Raw genomic sequence first — 26,338 nt, 5'->3', positions numbered from 1 at the left:
AGGAAAAGCCGTCACCCCTTCGTCGCTCCCGCCGTCATCCCCGCAACAAGGTGCTTCTGCGCGAACAGGAAGAACACCGCCGCCGGCACCGCGATCAGCACGGACGCCGCCGTCATCGGCCCCCAGTTCGCCGTGTACTGCGTCACGAACGTCTGCAGACCGCCCGCCAGCGTCAGGTTCTCGTCGCCCACCATGAACGCCGACGAGTACGCGACCTCGCCCCACGCCGTGATGAAGGAGTAGAACGCCGTCACCGCGAGCCCCGGCTTCGCCAGCGGCAGGATCAGGCGCCAGAACGTGCCGAACGGGTTCAGCCCGTCCACCCGCCCCGACTCGTCGATCTCCACCGGGATCCCGTCGAAGAAGCCCTTCATCATCCAGGCGCAGAACGGGACGGCGATCGTCAGATACGTGGTGATCAGGCCCACCGGCTGGTTCAGCAGCCCCAGTTGGCCCATCAGGTTGTAGAGCGGGACGATCAGGATCGCCATCGGGAACATCTGGGTGATCAGCAGCGTCCACATCAGCGGGCGCATGCCGGGGAACTTGAAGCGGCTCACCGCGTAGCCCGTCGTCGCGGAGATGAAGACGCCGAGCAGCGTCGTCACCCCGGCGATCAGCGCCGAGTTCCCGAACCAGGTGAAGAAGCTCGTCTTGTCCACCAGATAGCGGTAGTTGTCGAGCGTCGTGTCCTTGAAGAAGTCCGTGGTGATCGCGTACTTCGCCGGCTTCAGCGACGTCAGCAGCACCCACAGGACGGGGAAGACGGCGATGACCGACGCCCCGATGAGTGTGGCGTGCAGGCCGACCGAAGCCAACGGCGACCGCTTACCGCGTTGCGACGACATCGTCACCACACCTCTCCCTGCTTGCGAAGCGACCGCCGGTACACGACGGCGAAGATCATCAGCACCGCCAGGATCAGCACGCCCCAGGTCGCCGACCCCGCGAAGTCCCGCGGGCTCTCCACGAAGGCCTGGCGGAACGCCTGGGTCACCAGGATCTCCGTCGAGTCGCCGGGACCGCCCCGCGTCAGCAGGAAGATCACCGGGAACATGTTGAACGTCCAGATCGTGGAGAGCAGGATCACCGTGGACGAGACCGAGCGGAGGCCCGGGACCGTGATGTAGACGAACCGCTTCCACGGGCCCGCCCCGTCCATCTCCGCGGCCTCGTACAGCTCGCCCGGGATCGACTGCAGGCCGCCGAGCAGCGCCACCATCATGAAGGGCACGCCGAGCCAGACGTTGACCGCGATGACCGAGAACTTCGCCCACGTCGGGTCGTCCAGCCACGGCACCGCCGAGATGCCGCCGCCGTCCAGGACCTTGTTCAGCAGGCCGTTGTCGCGGTTGAAGAGGAAGCGCCAGGCGAACACCGAGACGAAGCCGGGCACCGCCCAGGGCAGGATCAGCATCATCCGGTACGCCGCACGGCCGCGGAACTGCCGGTTGAGCATGTTCGCGAGGACCAGGCCGAGCAGGAACGTGGCGGAGACACAGCACACCGTCCACATCACGGTCCACACCAGCCGCTGCGCGAACACGGGGTCGTTCAGCACGTCCACGTAGTTGTCGAAGCCGACGAACTTGTACGTGGCGTCGATGTGGTTGGCGCCGATCGTGCGGCCGACGTTGCGCTCGTTGGCGTCGGTCAGCGACAGGTAGATGCCGCGGCCGAGCGGCCATCCGATGATCACGCCGAGGACGATCACCACGGGGGCGACCATCGTCCAGGCGTACCAGTGCGTCGAGAGCGCCCGCCGGAGCCGGCCGGGGCGCTCGCCACTCGCGCGGCCCCGGCCGCGGGCGCCCTCGCCCGCGGCCTTCGCCGTCGACTGGCCGGTGTGGACAGTCATGTCAGTCAGTACCCGTCTCCCGCTGCCCGTCCGCTACTTCCAGTCCTTGAGGATCTTGTGGAAGGCGGTGGCGGAGGCCTTGGCCGCGTCCTCGGGCGAGGAGGCGCCGGTCACGGCCTTGGTGAACTGGAGCTTCAGCGGCTCGAACAGGGCGCCGTTCTCCGGGATCCAGGCGCGCTCGACGGCCTTGTCGACGGCCGGCTTGAAGAACTGGACCATCTCGTTGGACTTGACGTCCGGCTGGTCGTACGCGGCGGTCCGGGTCGGCAGCAGGCTGAGCGCCTTGGTGGTCTGCACCTGGACGGTCTGCGAGGTCAGGTAGTCGACGAAGGCGTGCGAGGCGTCGCGGTTCTTGGAGCCCGCATAGACCGCGAGGTCGTGGCCGCCCTGCGGGGCGCCCTGGCCGGCCGAGCCCGCCGGGACGACGGCGACACCGAGGTTGGACTTGTCCTTGAACGCGTCGCCCGCGTACACGTCGGCCACCGACCAGGGCCCGTTGACCATCATGGCGACCTTGCCCGACTTGAAGGCGGTCTCCATGTTGTTCCACCCGTCGGTGGCGTTGGTGATCGCGGCGCCGGAGGTGACCAGGTCGCGCGCGGCCTTGAAGGCCTTGACCCCGGCCGGGCCGTCCACGGTGACCTTCTTGTTCTTGGCGTCGACCAGGTCGCCGCCCTCGCCGTAGATGAACGGCAGGAACCAGAAGGAGTCGTCGCCGCGCAGGTACATGCCGGTGTTGCCGGTCTTGGACTTGATGGCGGCGGCGGCCGTCTTCACCTCTTCGAGGGACTTCGGCGGCTCGACGCCCGCGTCCTTGAGCATCTTCTTGTTGTAGAAGAGGCCGAGGGTGTCGATGACCTGCGGGACGGCGTACATCTGGCCGTCGTACCTGCCGCTGGCCGCGGCCTGCTTGAGGAAGGCGGAGTCCACTTCCTTGGCCTTGGCGTCCGGGACCTTGTCCAGGTAGCCGAGCGAGGCGAAGTCGGCGACCCAGCCGACGTCGGCGCGGATGACGTCCGGCGCGTCGGAGCCGCTGCTGAACGCGTTCTTGATCTTGTTCTGCGCGTCACCGTACGGCACGTTGACGTACTTGACGGTGACCTTGGGGTGCTGCGCGTGGAAGTCCTCGGCGATCTTCTTGAACGTGGCCTTCTCGGTGTCGTTCGAGGTGTCCCACCACGTGACGGTGCCGGAGAGCTCGCCCGAGCTCTTCTTCTCGCCGCTGTCACCACTGTCACTGTCGCCGCAGGCCGTCGCCGCGAGCGCCAGGGTCGCGACCAGCGCGGTGGCCGCTATGCCACGTCGCATGTGAACTCCTTCAACGGGTGCCGCGCCATCACGGCGCCGGATCGCCAGGAACGTAACAAGGATGAAAGAAGACCGAAAGACCTTGCGAAGAATTTCTGCAAGGCCGGTCGATCGTTACATCCGCGTGTCCACACGGTTGCCGATGCGCGCCTTGTCAGGAGGGGCGCACGTACTCCATGGGCACGCCCGGGAGCCCCGCGCCGCCTTTGCAAGCCTTCCGCAAGAGCTTGCAGGACTGTTACCTTCGAGGTGCAGCGGCGTTGATCCCGTAGTCGCAGGACACCGTGCAGGCCACTGGAGAGGGACCCGTTCATGACGCAGGAGCTGACCACGACCACCGCCGTCGCGGGCCGCGGCCAGGGCCGGGACCCCGGAAGCACCGGCTGGTGGCGCGACGCCGTCATCTACCAGGTGTACGTCCGCTCCTTCGCGGACGGCGACGGCGACGGCATCGGCGACCTGCCCGGCATCCGGGCCCGCCTCCCGCACCTCGCCGCCCTCGGCGCGGACGCCGTCTGGCTCACCCCGTTCTACGCCTCCCCGCAGGCCGACGGCGGCTACGACGTGGCGGACTACCGGGCCGTCGACCCGCTCTTCGGGAACCTCCAGGACGCCGACGACCTGGTCCGCGAGGCCCACCGGCTCGGTCTGCGCGTGATCGTCGACATCGTCCCCAACCACACCTCCGACCAGCACAGCTGGTTCCGCGCGGCGCTGGCCGGCGGCCCCGAGCGCGACCGCTACCACTTCCACCCGGGCGAGCGGGCCGCCGTGCCCGCCCAGGGCGGCGCCGCTCCCCCCAACGACTGGGAGTCGGTCTTCGGCGGCCCGGCCTGGACCCGTACCGAGGACGGCGACTGGTATCTGCACCTGTTCGCCCCGGAGCAGCCCGACCTCAACTGGGAACACCCCGAGGTGCGGGCCGAGTTCGAGTCGGTGCTGCGCTTCTGGCTCGACCTCGGCGTCGACGGCTTCCGCATCGACGTGGCCCACGGCATGGTCAAGGCGGCCGGGCTGCCCGACATCGGCGCCCGCGAGCAGGCCAAGCTGATCGGCGCCCAGGAGCTGCCGTTCTTCGACCAGGACGGCGTCCACGAGATCCACCGCTCCTGGCGCCGGCTGCTGGACTCCTACGAAGGGGAGCGCATCGCGGTCGCCGAGGCCTGGGCGCCCTCGCCCGAGCGCCTCGCCCTGTACGTACGCCCGGACGAACTGCACCAGGCCTTCAACTTCCAGTTCCTGAACTGCCCGTGGGACGCGGCCGAGATGCGCGCGGTCGTCGACGCCTCGCTCGCTGCGACCAGCTCGGTCGGCGCTCCGACCACCTGGGTGCTCTCCAACCACGACGTGGTGCGCCACCCGACCCGCTACGGCGGCGGCGAGCGGGGCCTGCGCCGGGCCAGGGCCGCGGCCCTGCTGATGCTGGCGCTGCCCGGGTCCGCGTACCTCTACCAGGGCGAGGAGCTGGGCCTGCCCGAGGTGACCGACCTGCCCGACGAGGTCCGCCAGGACCCTTCCTTCTTCCGCGCCGAGGGCCAGGACGGCTTCCGCGACGGCTGCCGGGTGCCCCTTCCGTGGACCGCCGAGGGGCCCTCGTACGGCTTCGGCAGCGGCGGCAGCTGGCTGCCGCAGCCGAACTCCTGGCGCGGTCTGTCCGTCGAGGCGCAGACCGGCGACCCGCGCTCGACCCTGGAGCTCTACCGCTCGGCGCTCGCGCTGCGCCGCGAGCTGCCGGGGCTCGGGGACGGGGAGATGGAATGGCTTGAGGCCCCCGAGGACGTGCTGGCGTTCGCCCGGCCGGGGTTCGTGTGCACGGTCAACACGGGCGCCGGCGCGGCCCAACTCCTGGTCCCCGGACGGCCGCTCCTTTCGACCTCGGCGCTGGAGTTCACCGGCGGTAACGTCACGATCCCCGCCGAATCCGCGGTCTGGTGGGCAATCTGACGTGCGACCGGTACAGTCCAATCCCGTGACCGCACGGCTTGCCGACATCGCAGCCCAGGCGGGGGTCAGCGAAGCCACAGTCAGCCGCGTGCTCAACGGCAAGCCCGGTGTGGCCGCGGGCACCCGTGAATCCGTGCTAGCCGCCCTCGACGTCCTCGGCTACGAGCGGCCGGTACGGCTGCGCAGGCGCAGCGCCGGTCTGGTCGGTCTGATAACGCCGGAGCTGGAGAACCCGATCTTCCCGGCGCTGGCCCAGGTCATCGGCCAGTCGCTGACCCGCCAGGGGTACACCCCGGTCCTGGCCACCCAGACGCCCGGCGGGTCCACCGAGGACGAGCTCACCGAGATGCTGGTCGACCGGGGCGTCTCGGGCATCATCTTCGTCTCCGGGCTGCACGCCGACACCACGGCCGACATGGACCGCTACGAGCAGCTGCGCGCCCAGGGCGTGCCGTACGTGCTGGTGGACGGCTTCTCGCCGAAGGTGCAGGCGCCCTTCATCTCCCCCGACGACCGGGCCGCGATGCGACTCGCGGTCACACACCTCGCGGCCCTCGGCCACACCCGCATCGGGCTCGCCGTGGGACCGAAGCGGTTCGTGCCGGTGCTGCGCAAGATCGAGGGCTTCACGGCCGCGATGGAGGACTCGCTGGGGCTGACCCCGGGCGAGGCCGAGGCGCTGGTCCAGCACTCGCTGTACACGCTTGAGGGCGGTCAGGCCGCGACCACCGCGCTGATCGCGGCGGGGTGCACGGCGGTGGTGTGCGCCAGCGACATGATGGCGCTGGGCGCGATCCGGGCGGCCCGCCAGGCCGGGCTCGACGTGCCCAAGGACATCTCGGTGGTCGGCTTCGACGACTCCCCGCTCATAGCGTTCACCGATCCCCCGCTGACCACGATCCGCAAGCCGGTGACGGCCATGGGGCAGGCGGCGGTCCGCGCCCTCCTGGAGGAGATCGGCGGCACCCCGGCCCCGCACAGCGAGTTCGTGTTCATGCCCGAGCTGGTGGTTCGCGGTTCAACCGCTTCTGGACCGGCACCCAAGTAGCACTCCGCTGGGACGGTCGCCCGGTTCGGCATAAAATCGAGGGAAGAGTCATCCTCTCCTCCGTGAGGAGTCCTCCACAAGGAGTAGGAATCCGGACCGAACCCGACCGGAGGACGATCTGCGGGGCCCAGGTCCATCTGGCAGACTCTCTCGCTATGGGTGAAATGACCGTGAAGACTCTGGAAGGTACGGCGGACACCCCGTCGGCCGCCTCGTCGGCTGCGCCCACACCCGTATCAGAAGAACACGTCACCGAAGCGCCGACGCCGCCGGTCCCGGCACCGCCCACCACTCTGCTCCAGCGGCTGCGCACCCCGCGCCGCCCCCGGATCTGGTTCGAGGTCCTCCTGATCGCGGTGAGTTACTGGACGTACTCACTGATCCGCAACGCCGTCCCCGAGCAGAAGTCGCAGGCGCTCGACAACGCCGACTGGATCTGGTCGGTCGAGCAGCACCTCGGCATCGCGGTGGAGCAGTCCGTCAACCACGCCGTCAACTCGGTGACATGGCTGATCACCGGCATGAACTACTACTACGCCACGCTCCACTTCGTGGTGACGATCGGCGTCCTGGTGTGGCTCTTCCGCAGCCACCCGGGCCGCTACGCGGCGTCCCGGCTGATCCTCTTCGCCACCACCGGCGTGGCCCTGGTGGGCTACTACTTCTACCCGCTGGCACCGCCCCGCCTGATGAACGGCGGGAACTTCGTCGACACCGTCCTGGTCCACCAGACCTGGGGCTCGATGGCCTCGGGCGACCTGAAGAACATGTCGAACCAGTACGCGGCGATGCCGTCCATGCACATCGGCTGGTCGCTGTGGTGCGGCCTGACGATCTTCGCGCTCGCCAAGGCGCCGTGGGCGCGGATCCTCGGCCTGCTCTACCCGACGGCGACCCTGGTCGTCATCGTCGCGACGGCCAACCACTTCTGGCTGGACGCGGTGGGCGGCATCATCTGCCTGGCCTTCGGCTTCCTCGTCTCGTACGTCTGGTACGGGAAGCTGCCGCACCGGCTGGCGAGGCGGGTCGAGAACCCGCCACGCGGCCGCGTGGTCACCGGCACGGCGCGCGCGTAGCCGTTCCTCGCCTGCCCGGGCCCGGCCCGCTGCGGATAGGCTCGGATCCGACCTTGATCCGGCGCGGAGCCGGGCGCGGTGGCAGTGGGAGGCGGCGGGATGGCGGCGGTGCCGGGGCGCAGGAGCAGTACCTTCACACGGCTGCTGCGGTTCGGTTTCACCGATCCGTCGGCGGCCGAGCGGCTGCTCGACACCCCGGAGCTCGCCTCCGTACGGACCGATCCGGTGCTCCTGGACGCGCTGGGCGCGACCGCCGACCCCGATCTGGCGCTCGCCGGTCTGGTGCGGATCGTGGAGGCGCAGGAGCCGGCCGAGCGGCAGGCGCTGCTCGACACCCTGATCACCGCCAAGCCGCTGCGGGACCGCCTGCTCGGGGTCCTGGGGGCCTCCGAGGCGCTCGGTGACCATCTGGCCCGGCATCCCCGCGACTGGCACGCGCTCGTCACCTACGAGGCCGTGGACCTGCATCCGGGAGTCGCGGAGTTCGAGCGGGGCCTCGCGCTGGCCCAGGACCCGGTGGCGCTGCGGGTCGCCTACCGCAGATGCCTGCTGACCATAGCGGCGCGCGACGTGTGCGGGACGACCGATGTGGCCGAGACGGCCGCCGAGCTCGCGGACCTCGCCACCGCCACCCTGCGGGCCGCGCTCGCCATCGCCCGGACCGCGGCCCCCGACGACGCCGCGATATGCCGGCTCGCGGTGATCGCGATGGGCAAGTGCGGCGGCCACGAGCTGAACTACGTCTCCGACGTCGACGTGATCTTCGTCGGGGAGCCCGTGGACGGCGCCGACGAGCGCAAGGCCGTCCAGGCCGCCACCCGGCTCGCCTCGCACCTGATGCGGATCTGCTCGGAGACCACCGTCGAGGGCACCATCTGGCCCGTCGACGCCAATCTGCGCCCCGAGGGCCGCAACGGCCCGCTGGTGCGCACGCTCTCCTCGCACCTCGCGTACTACCAGCGCTGGGCGAAGACCTGGGAGTTCCAGGCGCTGCTCAAGGCGCGCGCGGTGGCCGGGGACCCGGAGCTGGGGGCCTCGTACATCGAGGCGGTCTCCCCGCTGGTGTGGCAGGCGGCCGAGCGCGACAACTTCGTCGCCGACGTGCAGAAGATGCGCCGCCGGGTCGTCGACAACATCCCGGCCGCCCAGGTCGACCGCGAGCTGAAGCTGGGTCCTGGCGGGCTGCGGGACGTCGAGTTCGCCGTGCAGCTGCTCCAGCTGGTGCACGGGCGCGGCGACGCGACCCTGCACAGCGGCACCACCCTGGACGCGCTCGGCGCGCTCGCGGCGGGCGGCTACGTGGGGCGCGCGGACGCCGCCCAGCTCGACGAGGCGTACCGCTTCCTGCGGGCGATGGAGCACCGCATCCAGCTGTACCGGCTGCGCCGCACCCATCTGGTGCCCGAGGACGAGGCCGATCTGCGGCGCCTGGGCCGCTCGCTCGGCCTGCGCACCGAGCCGGTCAGCACGCTCAACCGGGAGTGGAAGAAGCACGCCTCCGTGGTGCGGCGGCTGCACGAGAAGCTCTTCTACCGGCCGCTGCTCGACGCGGTCGCCCAGCTCTCCCCCGGCGAGACCCGGCTCAGCCCGCGCGCGGCCGGACAGCGCCTGGAGGCCCTGGGGTACGCGGACCCGGCCGCGGCCCTGAGACACCTGGAGGCGCTCTCCTCGGGCGTGACCCGCAAGGCCGCCATCCAGCGCACCCTGCTGCCGGTGCTCCTCGGCTGGTTCGCCGACTCGGCCGACCCGGACGCGGGCCTGCTCGGCTTCCGCAAGGTCTCCGACGCCCTCGGCAGGACCCCCTGGTACCTGCGGCTGCTGCGCGACGAGGGCGCGGCGGCGGAGAACCTGGCCCGGGTGCTCTCGGCCGGCCGCCTCGCCCCCGACCTGCTGCTTCGGGCCCCGGAGGCGGTGGCGATCCTGGGCGACCCGGAGGGCCTGGGGCCGCGCATGCGCGAGCCCCTTGAGCAGGAGGTGCTGGCCGCGGTGGGCCGCGCCGAGACCGCCGAGGGCGCGGTCGCGGCGGCCCGCGGCGTACGGCGCAGAGAGCTGTTCCGCACCGCCGCGGCCGATCTGATCGGCTCGTACGGCACGGAGGAGAACCCGGCCGAGGAGGACCCGGGGGCGCTGGTCGACCGGGTCGGGAACGCGGTGACCGACCTGAACGCGGCGACGCTGGCGGGCGCGCTGCGGGCGGCCGTGCGGGCGGAGTGGGGCGACACCCTGCCCACCCGGTTCGCGGTCATCGGCATGGGCCGCTTCGGCGGGCACGAGCTGGGCTACGGCTCGGACGCGGACGTCCTGTTCGTCCACGAGCCGCGCGAGTTCGTCGACGAGCAGGAGGCGACGCGGACCGCCAACCGGGTCGTCGCCGAGATGCGCCGACTGCTCCAACTCCCCACCGCCGACCCGCCGTTGCTGATCGACGCGGATCTGCGCCCGGAGGGCAAGAGCGGCCCGATGGTGCGCACGCTCGCCTCGTACGCCGCGTACTACCGCCGCTGGTCCCTGGTGTGGGAGAGCCAGGCGCTGCTGCGCGCCGAGCCGATGGCGGGCGACGCGGAGCTGGGGCGGCGGTTCGTCGAGCTGATCGACCCGCTGCGCTACCCGGCCGAGGGGCTCGGGGACGACGCGGTGCGCGAGATCAGACGCCTCAAGGCCCGGATGGAGTCGGAGCGGATGCCGCGCGGCGCCGACCCCACGCTCCACACCAAGCTGGGGCGCGGCGGCCTCTCGGACGTCGAGTGGACGGTCCAGCTGCTCCAGATGCAGAACGGCTGGGCCGAGCCGGGCCTGCGCACCACCCGTACCCGGGACGCGCTCTCCGCCGCCCACGCGGCGGGCCTGATCTCCACCGAGGACGCGGTGATACTGGACGACGCGTGGGTGCTGGCTACGCGGGTGCGGAACGGGGTGATGCTGGTGCGGGGGCGTCCCGGCGACACGTTCCCGTCCGACGGGCGCGAGCTGGCGGCGGTCGGCCGGTACCTGGGGTACGAGCCCGGTCATGTCGGGGACATGCTGGACGACTACCGCCGGGTCACGCGGCGGGCGCGGGCGGTTGTGGAGCGCCTGTTCTACGGAGCGTAGCCCTTGCGCGGGCGGCTGCGGGCGATCTGTGGCCAGCCATTCGACTGCGGACCGTGCGGGGTTGCTCGCGCAGTTCCCCGCGCCCCTGAGATGCGCCCCTCCGGGGCGCCCAGGGGATTGCCGCGCAGCGGCACTTAAGGGGCGCGGGGAACTGCGCGACCAGCCCCCACCGGCCCGCGGACACAAACACACCCAACCGTTCCCCAGTCCTTCACCCGCAAGGATCTTCCGGTCTTCACACACCGCCCCTAACCTCTCGGTGCACCGCCCCCCACATCCCCCTCACCGGAGGTACCGCCGTGTCCGGCTGGTCCATGCCCCGCCGCCGCACCCGCACCGCCCTGTTCTCCGCCGTCGGCCTCGCCGCCGCGTCCGCCGGCCTGTGGGCCGGGCTCGGCGGCACGTCCGCCGCCTCGACGACGGCGACCGTGCCCACCCCCGACCACACGGTGGTCGTGGTCTTCGAGAACCACGCGTACAACCAGGTCATCGGCAGCTCCAGCGCCCCGTACATCAACTCGCTGAAGAGCGGCGGCGCCAACCTCACTCAGTCGTACGCCGAGACCCACCCGAGCCAGCCCAACTACTTCGCGATGTTCTCCGGCTCCACGCAGGGCATCACGGACGACAGCTGCTACACGCCCGGGTTCTCCTCCGCGCCCAACCTGGCGTCCGAGGTCATCGCCAAGGGAAGGACCTGGGCGAGCTACAACGAGTCGCTCCCCAGCCAGGGGTCGACGACGTGCAGCAGCGGCAAGTACGCCCGCAAGCACAACCCGTGGTTCGGCTTCTCCAACGTGCCGACGTCCAGCGCCAAGACCTTCGCGCAGTTCCCGACGGACTTCACCACGCTGCCCACCGTCTCGTACGTCGTGCCGAACCTGTGCAGCGACATGCACGACTGCTCGGTCTCGACCGGTGACACCTGGCTGAAGAACAACCTGAAGGCGTACGCGGACTGGGCCAAGACCCACAACAGCCTACTCGTCGTCACCTTCGACGAGGACAACCGGCTCGCGGGCAACAAGATCGCGACCGTCCTCTACGGCCAGCAGGTCATCCCGGGCTCGTCGTCCTCGACGACGTACAACCACTACAACCTGCTCCGCACGATCGAGGACATGTACGGCACCACGCACGCCGGCCAGGCCGCCAACGCCTCGGACATCACGGGCATCTGGGCCTCCTGACGTGTACGTAGCAGACAGCCGCAGCACCCCCGCGGCCCCCGCCGCCCGGCTCACCACCGGGCGGCGGTCCGCCGTCGCCCCGACCGTCCTCGCGCTGGGTGCGGTCAGTCTCATCACCGACGTCTCCTCGGAGATGGTCACCGCCGTCCTGCCGCTCTACCTGGTCACGGGCCTGGGCCTGTCGCCGCTCGGCTTCGGCCTGCTCGACGGCGTCTACAACGGCTTCAGCGCGCTGGTCCGCCTGGTCGGCGGGCACCTGGCCGACCGGGGCGGGCGCCACAAGGCCGTCGCGGTCTTCGGCTACGGCCTGTCGGCGGTGTGCAAACCGCTGCTCCTGGTGGCGGGTTCGCTGCCGGTGATCGGCGCGGTGCTCGCGGCCGACCGGACGGGCAAGGGGCTGCGCACGGCGCCGCGCGACGCGATGATCTCGCTGGCCTCGGCGCCCGAGGCGCGCGGGCGGGCGTTCGGCGTGCACCGCGCGATGGACACGGCGGGCGCGCTGCTCGGGCCGCTGGCCGCGTTTCTGATCCTGCGTCAAGCGGTGGACGGGTACGACGCCGTGTTCACGGTGAGCTTCTGCGTGGCGGCGGTCGGCGTGCTCGTCCTGGTGCTGTTCGTACCCGCGCGCACCGCCCCCGAGCGGGCCCCGGACGCGCCCCGCGCCTCGCTGAAGGCGGCGCTGGCGTTGCTCGGCGAGCGCGAGGTGCGCCGACTCGCCCTCTGCGCCCTGCTGTTGGGCCTGGCCACGGTCAGCGACTCCTTCGTCTACCTCCTGCTCCAGCGGCGCCTGGACGTGCCCGACCGCTGGTTCGCGCTGCTGCCCCTCGGGACGGCGGCCGCGTTCCTGCTGCTGGCCGTCCCGCTGGGCCGCCTCGCCGACCGGGTGGGCCGCTGGCGGGTCTTCCTCGGCGGCCACGCGGCCCTGCTGTGCGCGTACGCCCTGCTGCTGCCGGGCTGGCGCGGCGCGGCGCTCCCGTACGTCGTCCTCGCCCTGCACGGCCTGTTCTACGCGGCGACCGACGGCGTCCTGATGGCCGCGGCGGCGGGCGCCGTCCCGGCCGAACTGCGCTCCAGCGGGCTGGCGTTGATCCAGACCGGCCAGGCGTCGGCCCGCTTCGTCTGCTCGATCGCGTTCGGCGCGGCGTGGACCGCGTGGGGCGACCGCACGGCGCTGGCCACGGCGGCCGTGGCGCTCGCGGTGTGCGCGGCGGGGGCGGTGCTGCTGCGCCCGGCGGACGCGTCCAAGGTCGACGGGGGAGGGCCCGCATGACCGTCCGTATGACCCTGCGCAGCAAACTGATCGTCCTGGTGACGGCCCTGGTCGTCCTCGCGGGCGTGGCCACCGCGTCCGTGCTGCACGCGGCGGGCCGCGCGGACCGCAAGAACCGGGTGCAGGCGGACGGGCCGCCGGTGACGGGCGGCGCGGTCTCGCTCGCCCCGGACTCCGGCCGCCGGATCGTCTTCCGCAACATGGCGTGGGGCCCGCACCGCGACGAGCTCGCCACGGTCCCGGCCGCCGATCCGTCGGGGCCGCGCACCGCCTCCGGCGTCAAGTGCCTGCGGTTCTACGCGGCCGCCGGGACCGGGGTGTGCCTGCGGGCCGAGCGGGGCGCGGTGCAGGACGGCTACCAGGCGGTGATCCTGGACGCGCGGCTCAAAGAGCGCGCCCACTACAGCCTGCCGGGCATCCCGACCCGGGCCCGGGTCTCCCCGTCCGGCCATCTGGCCGCCTGGACGGTCTTCGTCGGCGGCGACTCGTACGCGGGCACCGACTTCTCCACCCGCACGGCGATCCTGGACACCCGCACGGGCAAGCTGACCAAGACCCTGGAGGACTTCGCGATCGAGCGCGACGGGCACCCGTACCGCGCCTTGGACGTGAACTTCTGGGGCGTCACGTTCGCCGACGACGAGCACTTCTACGCGACGATGGCGACGGGCAGGAAGACGTATCTGGTCCGCGGCGACCTCCCCTCCCGCAAGGTGACGACACTCCGCACCAACCTGGAGTGCCCGTCCCTCTCCCCCGACGGCACCCGCCTCGCGTTCAAGAAGCGCGTCCCCGGCCTCCCGGCGGACGCGCCCTGGCGCCTGTACGTCCTGGACCTCGCCACGCTGCACGAGACGCCCCTGGCGGAGCCGCGCAGCGTGGACGACCAACTGGTGTGGCAGGACGACAGGACGGTCACGTACTCGTTGCCGGGCGACTACGGGGCCGACCTCTACACCCTCCCGGCGGACGGGACGGGCAGCCCGCGCCGACTGCTCACCGCAGGGCTGGCTCCGGCGTATCTGGGCTGATCAGCCGCCCGCAGGGAGGGGCGGGGCGGTCAGTCCTTGTGGAAGCGGTACGACTCCCGCTCCATCTCGCGGACCTCGACCATGACGTGCAGGCGGCGGCCCTCCGGGGCCGTCGCGTGCTGGAGGGCGATGTCGCGGACCGTCTCGGCGAGCTTCTCGCGGGCCTCCTGGGTGCGGCCGGTGAGGATCGACAGCTGGACGAAGAGGGCGTCGATGTCGTCCTCGCCCTCGCCGAAGTAGGACTCCTCTATCCGCCGGAAGCGGGTCTTGAAGGCCGCGGCCGGGGCGTCGACGATGCCCGGCGCGGCGGCGTGGACCTCGCGCGCGAAGGTCTGGCGGTCGAAGGTCTCGGCGAGACGTTCCGAGTACTCGACATGGACGAACGGCATGCTCAATCCTCTGGTCGCACGGCGGGACCGGCTGGCTCCCAGCAGCCGCAACCGGCCGCCGCCGGGCGGTATTCCCCGGCTGCCGGTCCCGCCCCGCGCCTCAGGACGGCTGGACCAGCCCGATGACGTTCCCGTCGGCGTCCTTCACCGACGCCGTCAGCCGCCCGCCCCCGACGTCCTGGACGTCCTGGAGCGCCTGCGCACCCGCGTCGAGCAGCGTCTTCACGGTCTTCTTGATGTCGTCGACGTGCCAGTACGGCACCGGCCCCGTCATCCCCTTGCCGTGGCCGTTGGGGTCGAGGCCCACTTCCTGGCCCGCCGCGTTGAACTGCACGTAGTACGGCTCGTCCATCACGGGATCGGCGCCGAGGAGGCCGCCGAAGAGGGCCTTCGCCTGCGCGATGTCCTTGACGGGATAGATGATCGTCTTGAGGCCTTGGGTCATGGGGGTGCTCCTCGCAGTGCGTAGCGCGGGGGCAGCCCTCCGGCCGCCCCCTGCCAAGACATACCCCGGCGGCCGGACCCGCCCGCCGGGCTCACCCGAATGCCCCCGCGGAACGCCCCTACAGCACCGGCAGGTTCTTCCGCAGCTCGAAGGCGGTGACCTCGGAGCGGTACTCCTCCCACTCCTGCTTCTTGTTGCGCAGGAAGAAGTCGAAGACGTGCTCGCCGAGCGTCTCGGCGACCAGTTCGCTGCGCTCCATCAGCGAGATCGCCTCGCCCAGGTTCTGCGGGAGCGGCTCGATGCCCATCGCGCGGCGCTCGGAGTCGGAGAGCGCCCAGACGTCGTCGTCGGCGCCCGCCGGGAGCTCGTAGCCCTCCTCGATGCCCTTGAGGCCGGCCGCGAGGAGCAGGGAGTACGCCAGGTACGGGTTGCAGCCGGAGTCCAGGGAGCGGACCTCGACGCGGGAGGAGCCGGTCTTGCCGGGCTTGTACATCGGCACCCGGATCAGCGCGGAGCGGTTGTTGTGGCCCCAGCAGATGTACGAGGGGGCCTCGCCGCCCGCGCCCGCCGTGCGCTCCGAGCCGCCCCAGATGCGCTTGTAGGAGTTGACCCACTGGTTGGTGACGGCCGAGATCTCGGCGGCGTGCTTGAGCAGGCCCGCGATGAAGGAGCGGCCGACCTTGGAGAGCTGGTACTCGGCGCCCGACTCGTAGAACGCGTTGCGGTCGCCCTCGAAGAGGGAGAGGTGGGTGTGCATGCCGGAGCCGGGGAACTCCGAGAACGGCTTCGGCATGAAGGTCGCCTGGACGCCCTGCTCAAGCGCCACCTGCTTCATGACCAGGCGGAACGTCATGATGTTGTCGGCCGTGGAGAGCGCGTCCGCGTAGCGCAGGTCGATCTCCTGCTGGCCCGGCGCGCCCTCGTGGTGGCTGAACTCGACCGAGATGCCCATCGACTCCAGCATGGTGATCGCCTGGCGGCGGAAGTCCATGCCGACGTTCTGCGGGGTGTGGTCGAAGTAGCCGGAGTTGTCGGCGGGCACCGGGCGGGTGCCGTCCAGCGGCTTGTCCTTCAGCAGGAAGAACTCGATCTCGGGGTGGGTGTAGAAGGTGAAGCCCAGGTCCGAGGTCTTGGCGAGGATGCGCTTGAGGACGAAGCGCGGGTCCGCGAAGGACGGCGAGCCGTCGGGCATCAGGATGTCGCAGAACATCCGCGCGGTGCCCGGGGCCTCCGCGCGCCACGGCAGGATCTGGAACGTGCTCGGGTCCGGCTTGGCGATCATGTCGGACTCGTACACCCGCGCGAAGCCCTCGATGGCCGAGCCGTCGAAGCCGATGCCCTCGTCGAACGCCTGCTCCAGTTCGGCAGGAGCCACCGCGACCGACTTCAAAAAGCCGAGCACATCGGTGAACCACAGGCGCACAAACCGGATGTCACGCTCTTCGAGGGTGCGGAGCACGAACTCCTGCTGCTTGTCCATAGCCACATCCTTGCAGTTCAGACGGCCTGTGCACCACCGCCCGGGCATGAGGGGGAACCATCAGTATCGGGGCCCGGGATTACCGCCACATTACGCACCCGGTATGACCTGCGGCACGTCACCTCCCCACAGTCGCACCGGGTGCCGCGCGGGGCGAGGCCGTGGGGGATACTCGCTCCTCGTCGCATGCAGAAACGTCCCCGCAACGGTCGATTACGGCCACCGGGTACGGACCCGAGTACTGCCAACGAGTGCAGCACGAGTACGGCTATGGAGAACCGCAGGATGACCGGCACCCAGATGGAGCCCCCGGATACCGTCGCCGCCCCGCCCACGGCGGAGCCCACCGTCCGCCGCTGGCGGGCCTGGCTCCTGGACGGCCTGTCCGAGCGCTCCGCGCGCCACCCCGGACCGCACGGCACCCCGCCGCAGGAGCACAAGGGCCACTCGTGGTGGCGGGTGATGTGCCTGACGGGTGTGGACTACTTCTCCACCCTCGGCTACCAGCCCGGCATCGCGGCCCTCGCGGCCGGACTGCTCTCGCCGATGGCCACCCTCGTACTGATCGCGCTGACCCTGCTCGGCGCGCTGCCGGTCTACCGGCGCGTCGCCAAGGAGTCCCCCAACGGCGAGGGCTCCATCGCCATGCTGGAGCGGCTGCTGCCCTGGTGGGCGGGGAAGATCTTCGTCCTGGTGCTGCTCGGCTTCGCGGCCACCGACTTCATGATCACGATCACGCTGTCGGCGGCCGACGCCTCGGCCCACGTGGTGGAGAACCCCTTCGCCCCCGACTGGCTGCACGGCTCCAACCTCTGGATCACGCTGGCCCTGGTCGCGGCCCTCGGCGCGGTCTTCCTCAAGGGGTTCAAGGAGGCCATCGGCGTCGCCGTGGTGCTCGTGGCCGTGTATCTGACGCTCAACCTGGTGGTGCTGGCCACCGCCGTCGGCAAGATAGCCACCGAGCCGGTCGTGGTGGACGACTGGTGGCACGCGGTGAGCGCCGAGCACTCCTCGCCGCTGGCGATGGTCGGCGTGGCGCTGCTCGTCTTCCCCAAGCTCGCGCTCGGCATGTCCGGCTTCGAGACCGGCGTGGCGGTGATGCCGCAGATCACCGGCGACGCCTCCGACACGTACACGAAGCCGCTCGGCCGCATCCGCGACACCCGCAAGCTGCTCACCACCGCGGCCCTCGTCATGAGCGGCTTCCTGCTGGTCTCCAGCCTCGCCACGACGATCCTCATCCCGGAGGCGGAGTTCAAGACGGGCGGCGACGCCAACGGCCGCGCCCTCGCCTACCTCGCCCACCAGCACCTGGGCGAGGCCTTCGGCACGGTGTACGACGTGTCGACCATCGCGATCCTCTGGTTCGCCGGGGCGTCGGCGACGGCCGGGCTGCTCAACCTCGTCCCGCGCTATCTGCCGCGCTACGGCATGGCCCCGGAGTGGACCCGCGCGGTGCGCCCGCTCGTGCTGATCTTCGTGGCGATCGCCTTCTTCATCACCTGGTGGTTCGACGCCGACGTCGACGCCCAGAGCGGCGCGTACGCGACCGGGGTGCTCGTCCTGATGCTCTCGGCGTCGTTCGCCTCGACCGTGGCCGTACTGCACCGGGGCAAGCGGGCCGCCGCCCTCGGGTTCGGCGCGATCACCGCCGTCTTCGCGTACACCCTGGTCACCAACGTCATCGAGCGGCCCGACGGTCTCAAGATCGCGCTGCTGTTCATCCTGGCGATCCTGCTGTCGTCGTTCGCGTCCCGGGTGCACCGGGCGTTCGAGCTGCGGGCCAAGGAGATCACCTTCGACGAGGCGGCGAGCCGGTTCATCGACGAGGCGGCGGCGAGCGGGCCGCTGCGGCTGATCGCCAACGAGCCGCAGGAGCACAGCACCCGGGAGTACCGCGCCAAGGAGTACAGCCAGCGCGAGGAGACTCACATCCCCGACGGGCGGCCGGTGCTGTTCCTGGAGGTGTTCGTGCGCAACTCCTCGGACTTCACCACCGAGCTGACCGTGCACGGCGACGAGAAGCACGGGGTGCGCAGGCTGCGGGTCGAGGGCGCGGTGGTGCCCAACACCATCGCGGCCGTGATGCTGAGCCTGCGCGACCGCACCGGCCAGGTGCCGCACGCGTACTTCAACTGGACCGAAGGCCACCCGCTCAGCCATCTGCTGCGCTTCCTGGTCTTCGGCGACGGCGAGGTCGCCCCGGTCACCCGCGAGGTGCTGCGGCGCGCCGAGCCGGACCTGAAGCGGCGTCCTCGGGTCCACGTGGGCTGACCGCCGGGGTCCGCGCCGGACCGCCGCCGGGTCCGCTGCGGGCCGCTCACGGGCCCGTGGTGGCCCGGTTCCGGCCGGGTGGCCTGATCTTGGCCGACCCCGCCCTGCCGTACGTCGCTCTTCCTCCCCTAGCATCTGCGCCTATGGGGGGAGTGCGACGCATGCGCATCACACGTCCCGTGGCGCTGGTGAGCGCCATGGCGACGCTCCTCGCCGCGCTCTTCCTCTGCCTCACCGCGGGCGGCGGGGCTAGCGCCGACCCGGGCCCCCGGGCCCACCACGCCGTGGCGGTGAGCGGCGCGGCGCAGTACAGCTGCCCGTACGACCGGGGCGACTGCGGGCTCTTTCCGCACGCGGATCCGGCCGTGCTCACCGCGCCGCCGCTCGACACCCCGGCGCCGGGGGGCGCGCACGCCGTACGGGCCGCCGCGCCCCGGCCCGCGGGGGCGCCCGCGCGGTCCGGGGCTCCGCCCCGGGTCCCTGACCTTCATGTCCTTCAGGTGCTGCGGACGTAGGCACGGTTTCGACTGCGGGCCCGCTTGGGCTGGTCGCGCAGTTCCCCGCGCCCCTAAAGGGGCACGACACAGCTCGCCCCCTGACTTCCCCATCACCAGAAGGACTTGAGCCCCCATGGCCAGCAAGGAAACCAAGAGCTCGCGCCAGGCGCGGATAGCCGAGATGCGCCGCGCCGAGCAGGCCCGCGAGCGGCGCAACAAGATCGCCGCCGTCACCGTGTCGGTGGCGATCGTCGCCGGACTCGTCGGCGTCGGCGCGTACCTGCTGAACAAGGAGTCCGACGACAAGGACAAGCAGCAGGCCCAGAAGGCCGCCGACGCCAAGGCGACCATCGCGGGCGAGAAGGACTGGGACCCGAAGAAGCTCGCCCGCAACCACGTCACCAAGACGGTGTCGTACCCGATGAAGCCGCCGGTCGGCGGCGACCACGACCAGGTGTGGATGAACTGCGGCGGCGCCGTCTACAAGAAGCCGATCCCCGACATGAACGCGGTGCACTCCCTTGAGCACGGCTCGGTCTGGGTGACCTACAGCGACAAGGCGCCCGCCGCCGATGTGCAGAAGCTCTCCGACAAGGTCTCCAAGACGCCGTACTCGCTGATGAGCCCGTACCAGGACCAGGCCGGGGCGATCATGCTCAGCGCCTGGGGCAAGCAGGTCACCGTGACCAGCGCGGACGACCCGCGGGTCAACCAGTTCTTCGCCAAGTACGTACAGGGCGCGCAGACGCCGGAGCCGGGCGCGGCGTGCACGGGCGGGCTGGACCAGAAGTGAACCGCACCTACTGGGCGTCCCTGGCGGCGGTCGTGGCGGCCCTGGTGTTCGCCACGGTGGCCACGGTCGCCAGCGCCACCGGCGGCGACTCCGAACCCGCCGCGCACACCCCGGTGGCGGCCTCGGCGGACGCGGGCTTCGCGCGCGACATGGCCGTCCACCACCAGCAGGCGGTGGAGATGTCGTTCATCGTGCGCGACCGCACCAAGGACGAGGAGGTCCGCCGGCTCGCGTACGACATCGCCAACACCCAGGCCAACCAGCGGGGCATGCTGCTCGGCTGGCTCGATCTGTGGGGGCTGCCCAAGTCGGAGCCGGAGCGGCTGCCGATGGCCTGGATGGGCATGGGCAGCGAGCCCGGCGCGGACGGCGCGCTGATGCCCGGCATGGCGACCAACACCGAGCTCGCCCGGCTGGGCAAGGCGGACGGCAAGCAGGCGGAGGTCCTCTACCTCCAGCTGATGACCGAGCACCACAAGGGCGGTATCCACATGGCCCAGGGGTGCGCCCAGCGGTGTACGACCGAGGTGGAGCGCCGTCTGGCGCAGGGCATGGTCGACTCCCAGCAGTCGGAGATCGACCTGATGGCGCAGATGCTGAAGGCACGTACGTAACCCGACTTATGGGACTATAGCTGCCCAACGCCGTCAAACCGGACCCAAGTCCCGCCGCTGCGGCGGGACTTGGGTTTCTCTTGACATCGGCATGCCCCCCGCATGAACCGTTCCTCACCAGAGTGACGCTGTGCATGTGCAGATCAAGTGCATATGCCTCCCAGGTGAAGAGCCTCATGCAGGGGGTCAAATGAGAACCAGCCGCACCAGGCGGCGTGCCGTGAGCATGGCAGCGACACTGCCTCTGCTCGCCGGCGCGCTCGCTCTCGGCATACCGTCCGCCCACGCGGCGGACCCCGTGCCGTCCGGGCGGGCCGCCCTCACGGGCACCAAGCCCGTGTGGGCCACCGGCGCCGCCGACCAGGGCGCCACGGCGAACACGAACAAGGTCGACGCGCGCGTCTACCTCGCGGGCCGCGACGCCAAGGGCCTCGCCGCGTACGCCGCGGCCGTGTCGGACCCGAGCTCGGCGTCGTACGGGAAGTTCCTCACGGCCGCGCAGACGCAGCAGCGCTTCGGGGCGACCGAGGAGCAGATCGCGGCGGTCACCGGCTGGCTGAAGTCGGCCGGGCTGACTGTCACGGGCAGCAACCAGCACTACGTCTCGGTCTCCGGCGACGTGGCCGCGGCGGAGAAGGCGTTCGCCACCCAGCTGCACAACTACCGCAAGGGCGGCCGCACTTACCGCGCGCCCGTGCGGACCGCCTCCGCGCCGGGCGCGCTGGCCGACGCGGTGCTCACCGTGACCGGCCTGGACAACGCCCCGCACAAGGCGACGCACCACGAGACGCTGCCCGGGCCCGGCCCCGCCTTCAAGAACTCCGGGCCGTTCTCGACGTACTACGGCTCGAACATCGCCACCACCCTGCCGGACGCGTACGGCACCAAGGTCCCGTACGCGGTCAAGGGGTACACCGGCAAGCAGCTGCGGGCGGCGTACGGCGCGGGCGGCTACACCGGCAAGGGCGTGACCGTCGCGATCACCGACGCGTACGCCTCGCCGACGATGGCGAAGGACGCCCAGCAGTACGCGCTGCGCAACGGCGACAAGCCGTACAAGCACGGCCAGTACAGCGAGGTGAAGCCCGCCGACTACAACAGCGTGGAGGCGTGCGACGCGGCCGGCTGGTACGGCGAGGAGTCGCTGGACGTCGAGGCCGTGCACGCGGTCGCGCCGGACGCGGACATCGTGTACGTGGCGGGCGCGTCCTGCAACGACCCGGATCTGCTCGACGCGCTGAACAAGGTCGTCGACAACCACCTGGCCGACATCGTCTCCAACTCGTGGGGCGACATCGAGGCCAACGAGACGCCGGACGTGGCGGCGGCCTACGACCAGACGTTCAAGCTGGGCGCGGTCGAGGGCATCGGCTTCTACTTCTCCTCCGGCGACGACGGCGACGAGGTCGCCAAGACCGGCAAGAAGCAGGTCGACACCCCGGCCAACTCGGCGTGGGTGACGGCGGTCGGCGGCACGTCGCTGGCGGTCGGCAAGGGCGACACGTACAGGTTCGAGACGGGCTGGGGCACGCTGAAGGCGTCGCTGGCGGCGGACGGGAAGAGCTGGACGGGCTTCCCGGGCGCGTACACGTCGGGCGCGGGCGGCGGTACGAGCTCGACGGTGAAGCAGCCGTTCTACCAGCGGGGCGTGGTCCCGGACGCGCTGGCGAAGGCGAACGGGTCGGCCCGCATGCGGACGGTCCCGGACATCGCGGCGGTCGCGGACCCCAACACGGGCTTCCTGGTGGGCCAGACGCAGACGTTCCCCGACGGTGCGGTGAAGTACGACGAGTACCGCATCGGCGGTACGTCGCTGGCGGCGCCGGTGATCGCGGGCGTGCAGGCGCTGGCGCAGCAGGCCCGGCACTTCCCGATCGGCTTCGCGAACCCGTCGATCTACGCGCGCTACGGCTCGCCGCTGTACCACGACGTCACGGACCACCCGCTGGGGGCGCGTGACCTCGCGGTGGCGCGGGTCGACTTCGTGAACGGGGTCGACGCGTCGGGCGGCCTCGCGACGTCCGTCCGCACGCTGGGCAAGGACAGCTCGCTGCGGGCGGTGCGCGGCTACGACGACGTGACGGGCGTGGGCACGCCGTCCCGCGGCTACGTGGCGTCTTACGGCCGCCACCACTAGCCACGCGGCTTTTGCCTATCCCTGCCCCGGGGCCGGTTTCGGTCCCGGGGCAGGGGTTTTTACCCCACCCCACCCCTTCCCGAAAGCCCTCTGGCGGGCGGCCGGGTGGTGGGCTTCGCCCCCGGGAGAGCCACCTCAACCCCCACCCACCCCCGGAGGGTTCAGGGAAGGGGTGGGGTGGGGGATTCCGCACCCAGGATCGCCTCCGCCACCCGGCCCGCGTCGTCCAGCATCACCAGATGCCCCGCCCCCTCCGCCACCTCCAGGCGGCCCCCCAGCACGTCCGCCAGAGCCCGCTGGCAGGTGAGCCAGGACGGGCCGCCCGCGCCGCCCGCCAGGACCGTCACCGGGACCGGAGGGAGGGGGAAGTGGTCGCGGAGGTGCAGGAGTTCCGCCGCCACCGGGCGGTAGCGGGCGTTCTCCAGGAGCAGGCCCCGCCACACCCGGGACGTCCGGTAGCAGCGGCGGACCAGGGCGGCCGGCGCCGGGTCGGGACCGCCCGTGCGGGACAGGCGGACCGTGGCCCGGCGCAGCAGGGGCCCGAGCGCCGCCGGCAGACCCGCACCCGCCAGCACCGCCCCCGCCACCCGCGCGGACACCACCCGCGCCCCCACCCCCACCCGGGCCTCCGGCTCCACGCTGGAGTCCACCAGCACGAGCGCTGCCGTACGGGAAGGGTGCAGCCGGGCGTACGCCTCCGCGTGGAAGCCCGCGATCGAGTGCCCCACCACCGTCACCGGCCCGGACACCCCCACCGCGTCCAGGACCGCCGCCATCCGGTGCGCCTCCCCCGAGGCCGTCGGCGGCGCCGGCGCCGGGCCGGAGAGGCCGTGGCCGGGGCGGTCGAAGCGGACCACCGTGCGGTGGGGGGCCAGCAGCGCCGCCACCTCGTCCCAGTCGAACCAGGCCATGCCCAGGCCCGCGCTGAGCAGCACGGGCGGACCGCTCCCCGCCACCACCACGTGGTGCGGCACCCCGTCGATCCGTACGAACGTCATACTCGATTCTCGCGCGCCACCGCGTAGGAGAGCACCCCCAGCCACACCGCGACCAGCAGCACCTGCCCCCGCTGCCCGGCCCCCAGCGACCAGGTGCCGCGCCCGGCCTCGAACGCGGCGATGGCGGCCAGCGTCCAGACGGTGACGGCCAGTTCGAGCACCACCAGCATGGGACCCACCCGGGCCAGCGGGGCCCATCGCCCGTAGCGGCGGGCGGCGACCGTGAGCGCCACGACGCCGACCAGCGCGCCGGTCATGGCGACGCTGCTGCTCACCGCGTGCGCGGTGTGCGTGGCCGGGACCAGACCGGCCGTCTCGCGCGCCGCGCACTCGGGGTCGACGGTCGGCGCGCAGCTCAGCGGCAGTCGGGAGTCGGCCACGGTCGCCGCGCCGAACAGCACGAGCCCCGCCCACCCGGCCACCGACCAGGCCCGCCGGTCGCACCGCCACAGCGCCCACGCCGACCCGGCGAACACCAGCGCCCCGGCCGTCAGGTCCGTCGCCCGGAAGAGCCCGCCGAGCGGCTGATCGGCCGCGGCGAGCTCGCTCACATACGTCTGCACGGGGTCGAGCCCGGTGTGGACGACCACTTCGAGCACCCACGCGGTGTACGCCAGCGCGCCGAGCGCCAGCAGGACCACCGCGGGCCGGACGCGTGAACCGGTTGCTTCCTCTTCGGCCGCGTCCGTGCTCGTCATGGGGCCATGATCACCCGCGTGCCCCGGGTCCCGCACGTCGGACCATACCGGGTGGGGGTAAGGTGCGGTCCATGGTGACCGCGAGGAGGACGACGGCGTACGGGCAGCTGCTGCTCTGCGCCGCGCTGCTCTTCGGCATCTTCACGATGCACACGGTCGGGCATCCGGCGGAGCACACGGCACCGACGGCCGCCGCGGAGCACTCCGCGATGGCCATGGATCCGCCTGCCGTCGCCGGTCACCACCAGGCCGCCGCCGCTCCCCGCCACGAGCCCATGCGCGGGATGGACCCCGGGTCCGTGTGTCTCGCCGTGCTCGGCGTCTGGGGCCTCGCCCTGCTCGCCGTACGGCTGCTGTCGGCGCGCGGCCGGACGCCGGGCGCGACCGTCGTACGCGGCCGGACCCTGCGGCCCCCCTGGCCCAACCCTCCCCCTCGCTACGGGAGTTCCGTCGCCGCCTTGTCGGTGCTGCGCCAGTAGGAGCGCGCGAAGCAGGACACGCGCCCCTACTCCTTCGCATGCCCACACCACGAGGTGCACCCAGTCATGTCCGCACACCCCACCCGCCGCGCCGTGCTCGGCGCCACCACCGCCGTCGCGGGCGGCGCCCTGCTCGCCGCCTGCTCGGGCTCCGGCTCGATGGACGGAATGGACGGCATGGACCACGGCTCCAAGCCGTCGGCCACGTCCCCCGGCTTCGTCGACCCCGCAGGTCCCGAGGTCGCCGCCGCCGAGGCCCGGCGCGGCTCCGGGCCCGTCAAGAACGTCCGCCTCACCGCCACCGCCACCCCGCTCGACCTGGGCGGCGGCCGCACCGTCCGATCCTGGGCGTACGGCGACAAGCTGCCCGGGCAGGAGGTGCGGGTCACCGCGGGCGACACGCTCGCGCTCACCCTCGCCAACCACCTCCCCGAGCCGACCTCGCTGCACTGGCACGGCCTCGCCCTGCGCAACGACATGGACGGGGTGCCCGGTCTGACCCAGCGGCCCGTCGCGCCGGGGGCGTCCTTCGCCTACCGGTTCGCCGTCGCCCACCCCGGCACGTACTGGTTCCACCCGCACTCCGGCGTCCAGCAGGACCGGGGCCTGTACGCCCCGCTGATCGTCGAGGACCCGAAGGAGCCGCTGGCGTACGACCGCGAGTGGGTCGTCGTCCTGGACGACTGGGTCGACGGGGTGGACGGCTCGACGCCGGACGCGGTGCTCGCGGAGCTGCGCGGCGGGATGGGCGGCGGGTCCAGGGGCGGCATGGACCACTCCGGACACGACATGGGCGATATGGGCGACATGGGCAACACGCCGACGCGCGCCGCCGGTCCCTCCCGCATGCTCATGGGCGCCACCAGCGAGCCGCTGGGCGGTGACGCGGGCGACGTCGCGTATCCGTACTACCTGGTCAACGGCCGTACGCCACAGGACCCTTCCGCCTTCACCGCCAAGCCGGGCGAGCGCATCCGGCTGCGGATCGTCAACGCGGGCGGGGACACCGCCTTCCGCGTGGCGCTCGGCGGCCACGAGCTGACGGTGACCCACACGGACGGCTTCCCGGTCCGGCACACGACGGCGGACGCGCTGCTGCTCGGCATGGGCGAGCGGTACGACGTGCTGGTCACGGCGGGCGACGGGGTGTTCCCGCTGGTGGCGCAGGCCGAGGGGAAGAAGGCGGCGGCGCTCGCGGTGCTGCGCACCGGCGGCGGGGCCGCGCCCACCGCCTCCGTACGGCCCAAGGAGCTGACCGGGCGGCTGCTCACGGCCGACAAGCTGGCGCCGGACGCGTCCGTGGCGCTGGCGCCGAAGGCGCCCGACCGGACGGTGAAGCTGACGCTGACCGGCGGGATGGCGAAGTACGACTGGGCCTTCGACGGGAAGCCGTACCGGCCGGACGCGCGCCACCCGGTCCGCGCGGGCGAGCGGGTGCGGATGGTCTTCGCCAACACGACGTCGATGTGGCACCCGGTGCATCTGCACGGTCACACGTTCGCGCTGGCGGGCGGCGCGGGCGGGGCCCGCAAGGACACGGCGGTCGTACGGCCGGGGCAGACGCTGACCGTGGACTTCGACGCGGACAACCCGGGCCTGTGGATGGTCCACTGCCACAACGTCTACCACGCGGAGGCCGGGATGATGACGGTCCTCGGCTACCGGAAGTAGCCCCGCCGGTGGGGTGGAGCGGGGCGCCGCGACCCCGCTCCACCCCCC

The 26,338-nt window shown here is 71.8% G+C and carries 22 protein-coding genes; 14 read left to right on the top strand and 8 right to left on the bottom strand.

Translation table 11 applies throughout. The features are described 5' to 3' along the window. Nucleotides 1-11: 11 nt before the first annotated feature. The 3 genes from QIY60_RS20435 to QIY60_RS20425 are packed head-to-tail and all read right to left on the bottom strand — an operon-like array spanning nucleotide 12 to nucleotide 3,166. Nucleotides 12-848, bottom strand: a complete 837-nt coding sequence (locus QIY60_RS20435) for a carbohydrate ABC transporter permease (protein WP_283143716.1) — start codon at nucleotides 846-848, stop codon at nucleotides 12-14. Nucleotides 849-850: 2 nt separating this feature from the next. Further along, complete coding sequence (locus QIY60_RS20430; RefSeq protein ID WP_283143715.1) at nucleotides 851-1,858, bottom strand: sugar ABC transporter permease; 1,008 nt, start codon at nucleotides 1,856-1,858, stop codon at nucleotides 851-853. Nucleotides 1,859-1,891: 33 nt separating this feature from the next. Then, nucleotides 1,892-3,166, bottom strand: coding sequence for an extracellular solute-binding protein (locus QIY60_RS20425; protein ID WP_283143714.1), 1,275 nt, complete (start codon nucleotides 3,164-3,166; stop codon nucleotides 1,892-1,894). Nucleotides 3,167-3,478: 312 nt separating this feature from the next. On the opposite strand from QIY60_RS20425, the gene QIY60_RS20420 reads away from it, so the two are divergent. The 7 genes from QIY60_RS20420 to QIY60_RS20390 all read left to right on the top strand — a co-directional run bounded on the left by QIY60_RS20420 (nucleotide 3,479) and on the right by QIY60_RS20390 (nucleotide 13,815). After that, complete coding sequence (locus QIY60_RS20420; protein WP_283143713.1) at nucleotides 3,479-5,110, top strand: glycoside hydrolase family 13 protein; 1,632 nt, start codon at nucleotides 3,479-3,481, stop codon at nucleotides 5,108-5,110. A 25-nt stretch (nucleotides 5,111-5,135) separates the two neighbouring features. Further along, nucleotides 5,136-6,158: a LacI family DNA-binding transcriptional regulator gene (locus QIY60_RS20415; protein WP_283143712.1), complete on the top strand. Its 1,023-nt coding sequence runs from the start codon at nucleotides 5,136-5,138 to the stop codon at nucleotides 6,156-6,158. A 155-nt stretch (nucleotides 6,159-6,313) separates the two neighbouring features. Continuing rightward, on the top strand, nucleotides 6,314-7,234 hold the full coding sequence (locus QIY60_RS20410) for a phosphatase PAP2 family protein (RefSeq protein WP_283143711.1): 921 nt from the start codon (nucleotides 6,314-6,316) through the stop codon (nucleotides 7,232-7,234). A gap of 99 nt (nucleotides 7,235-7,333) precedes the next feature. Then, nucleotides 7,334-10,324 carry a bifunctional [glutamine synthetase] adenylyltransferase/[glutamine synthetase]-adenylyl-L-tyrosine phosphorylase gene (locus QIY60_RS20405; protein ID WP_283146014.1) on the top strand — a complete coding sequence of 997 codons (2,991 nt, stop codon included), beginning with the start codon at nucleotides 7,334-7,336 and terminating at the stop codon, nucleotides 10,322-10,324. A 299-nt stretch (nucleotides 10,325-10,623) separates the two neighbouring features. Next, a complete protein-coding gene (locus QIY60_RS20400; RefSeq protein WP_283143710.1) occupies nucleotides 10,624-11,514 on the top strand; it encodes an alkaline phosphatase family protein in 891 nt (296 codons plus the stop codon). 1 nt (nucleotide 11,515) lies between these two features. Continuing rightward, nucleotides 11,516-12,784 (top strand): MFS transporter, encoded by a 1,269-nt coding sequence (locus tag QIY60_RS20395; RefSeq protein ID WP_283143709.1) that lies wholly within the window; start codon nucleotides 11,516-11,518, stop codon nucleotides 12,782-12,784. An 8-nt stretch (nucleotides 12,785-12,792) separates the two neighbouring features. Beyond that, nucleotides 12,793-13,815, top strand: coding sequence for a TolB-like translocation protein (locus QIY60_RS20390; protein WP_283146013.1), 1,023 nt, complete (start codon nucleotides 12,793-12,795; stop codon nucleotides 13,813-13,815). A gap of 29 nt (nucleotides 13,816-13,844) precedes the next feature. Here QIY60_RS20390 and QIY60_RS20385 read toward each other — a convergent pair whose 3' ends face one another. From QIY60_RS20385 to QIY60_RS20375, 3 genes are all read right to left on the bottom strand, one after another. Further along, the gene (locus tag QIY60_RS20385; RefSeq protein ID WP_283143708.1) at nucleotides 13,845-14,204 is read right to left on the bottom strand and encodes an isomerase; all 360 of its coding nucleotides are present in this window, start codon (nucleotides 14,202-14,204) and stop codon (nucleotides 13,845-13,847) included. A gap of 100 nt (nucleotides 14,205-14,304) precedes the next feature. After that, nucleotides 14,305-14,649 carry a VOC family protein gene (locus QIY60_RS20380; protein ID WP_283143707.1) on the bottom strand — a complete coding sequence of 115 codons (345 nt, stop codon included), beginning with the start codon at nucleotides 14,647-14,649 and terminating at the stop codon, nucleotides 14,305-14,307. A gap of 118 nt (nucleotides 14,650-14,767) precedes the next feature. Beyond that, the gene (locus tag QIY60_RS20375; protein ID WP_266978977.1) at nucleotides 14,768-16,129 is read right to left on the bottom strand and encodes a glutamine synthetase family protein; all 1,362 of its coding nucleotides are present in this window, start codon (nucleotides 16,127-16,129) and stop codon (nucleotides 14,768-14,770) included. 285 nt (nucleotides 16,130-16,414) lie between these two features. Here QIY60_RS20375 and QIY60_RS20370 point away from each other — a divergent pair, with 285 nt between their 5' ends. The 5 genes from QIY60_RS20370 to QIY60_RS20350 all read left to right on the top strand — a co-directional run bounded on the left by QIY60_RS20370 (nucleotide 16,415) and on the right by QIY60_RS20350 (nucleotide 22,444). Then, entirely contained in the window at nucleotides 16,415-18,403 is a 1,989-nt protein-coding gene (locus QIY60_RS20370) for an amino acid transporter (protein WP_283143706.1), read from the top strand. A 161-nt stretch (nucleotides 18,404-18,564) separates the two neighbouring features. Next, nucleotides 18,565-18,918, top strand: a complete 354-nt coding sequence (locus tag QIY60_RS20365; protein ID WP_283143705.1) for a hypothetical protein — start codon at nucleotides 18,565-18,567, stop codon at nucleotides 18,916-18,918. Between the two features lie 115 nt (nucleotides 18,919-19,033). Then, complete coding sequence (locus QIY60_RS20360; RefSeq protein ID WP_283143704.1) at nucleotides 19,034-19,693, top strand: DUF3105 domain-containing protein; 660 nt, start codon at nucleotides 19,034-19,036, stop codon at nucleotides 19,691-19,693. Continuing rightward, on the top strand, nucleotides 19,690-20,307 hold the full coding sequence (locus QIY60_RS20355; protein ID WP_283143703.1) for a DUF305 domain-containing protein: 618 nt from the start codon (nucleotides 19,690-19,692) through the stop codon (nucleotides 20,305-20,307). The genes QIY60_RS20360 and QIY60_RS20355 overlap by 4 nt, the downstream gene beginning before the upstream one ends. Nucleotides 20,308-20,533: 226 nt before the next feature. After that, nucleotides 20,534-22,444, top strand: coding sequence for a S53 family peptidase (locus QIY60_RS20350; protein WP_283143702.1), 1,911 nt, complete (start codon nucleotides 20,534-20,536; stop codon nucleotides 22,442-22,444). A gap of 161 nt (nucleotides 22,445-22,605) precedes the next feature. Here the strand turns inward: QIY60_RS20350 and QIY60_RS20345 are convergent, their stop codons facing one another. Both QIY60_RS20345 and QIY60_RS20340 read right to left on the bottom strand, forming a co-directional pair. After that, a complete protein-coding gene (locus QIY60_RS20345) occupies nucleotides 22,606-23,442 on the bottom strand; it encodes an alpha/beta hydrolase (RefSeq protein ID WP_283143701.1) in 837 nt (278 codons plus the stop codon). Then, on the bottom strand, nucleotides 23,439-24,140 hold the full coding sequence (locus QIY60_RS20340; RefSeq protein WP_283143700.1) for a DUF998 domain-containing protein: 702 nt from the start codon (nucleotides 24,138-24,140) through the stop codon (nucleotides 23,439-23,441). Before QIY60_RS20340 ends, QIY60_RS20345 begins: the two co-directional genes overlap by 4 nt. A 71-nt stretch (nucleotides 24,141-24,211) precedes the next feature. On the opposite strand from QIY60_RS20340, the gene QIY60_RS20335 reads away from it, so the two are divergent. Both QIY60_RS20335 and QIY60_RS20330 read left to right on the top strand, forming a co-directional pair. Then, nucleotides 24,212-24,619: a DUF6153 family protein gene (locus tag QIY60_RS20335; RefSeq protein ID WP_283143699.1), complete on the top strand. Its 408-nt coding sequence runs from the start codon at nucleotides 24,212-24,214 to the stop codon at nucleotides 24,617-24,619. A 66-nt stretch (nucleotides 24,620-24,685) separates the two neighbouring features. Further along, entirely contained in the window at nucleotides 24,686-26,290 is a 1,605-nt protein-coding gene (locus QIY60_RS20330; RefSeq protein WP_283143698.1) for a multicopper oxidase family protein, read from the top strand. The last annotated feature ends 48 nt before the right edge of the window (nucleotides 26,291-26,338 follow it).

The sequence above is a fragment of the Streptomyces sp. BPTC-684 genome (assembly GCF_030028635.1).
Lineage (GTDB): Bacteria > Actinomycetota > Actinomycetes > Streptomycetales > Streptomycetaceae > Streptomyces > Streptomyces noboritoensis.
The sequence above is the reverse complement of the archived record's forward strand: the minus strand, read 5'-3'. Positions and strand labels throughout refer to the sequence as shown.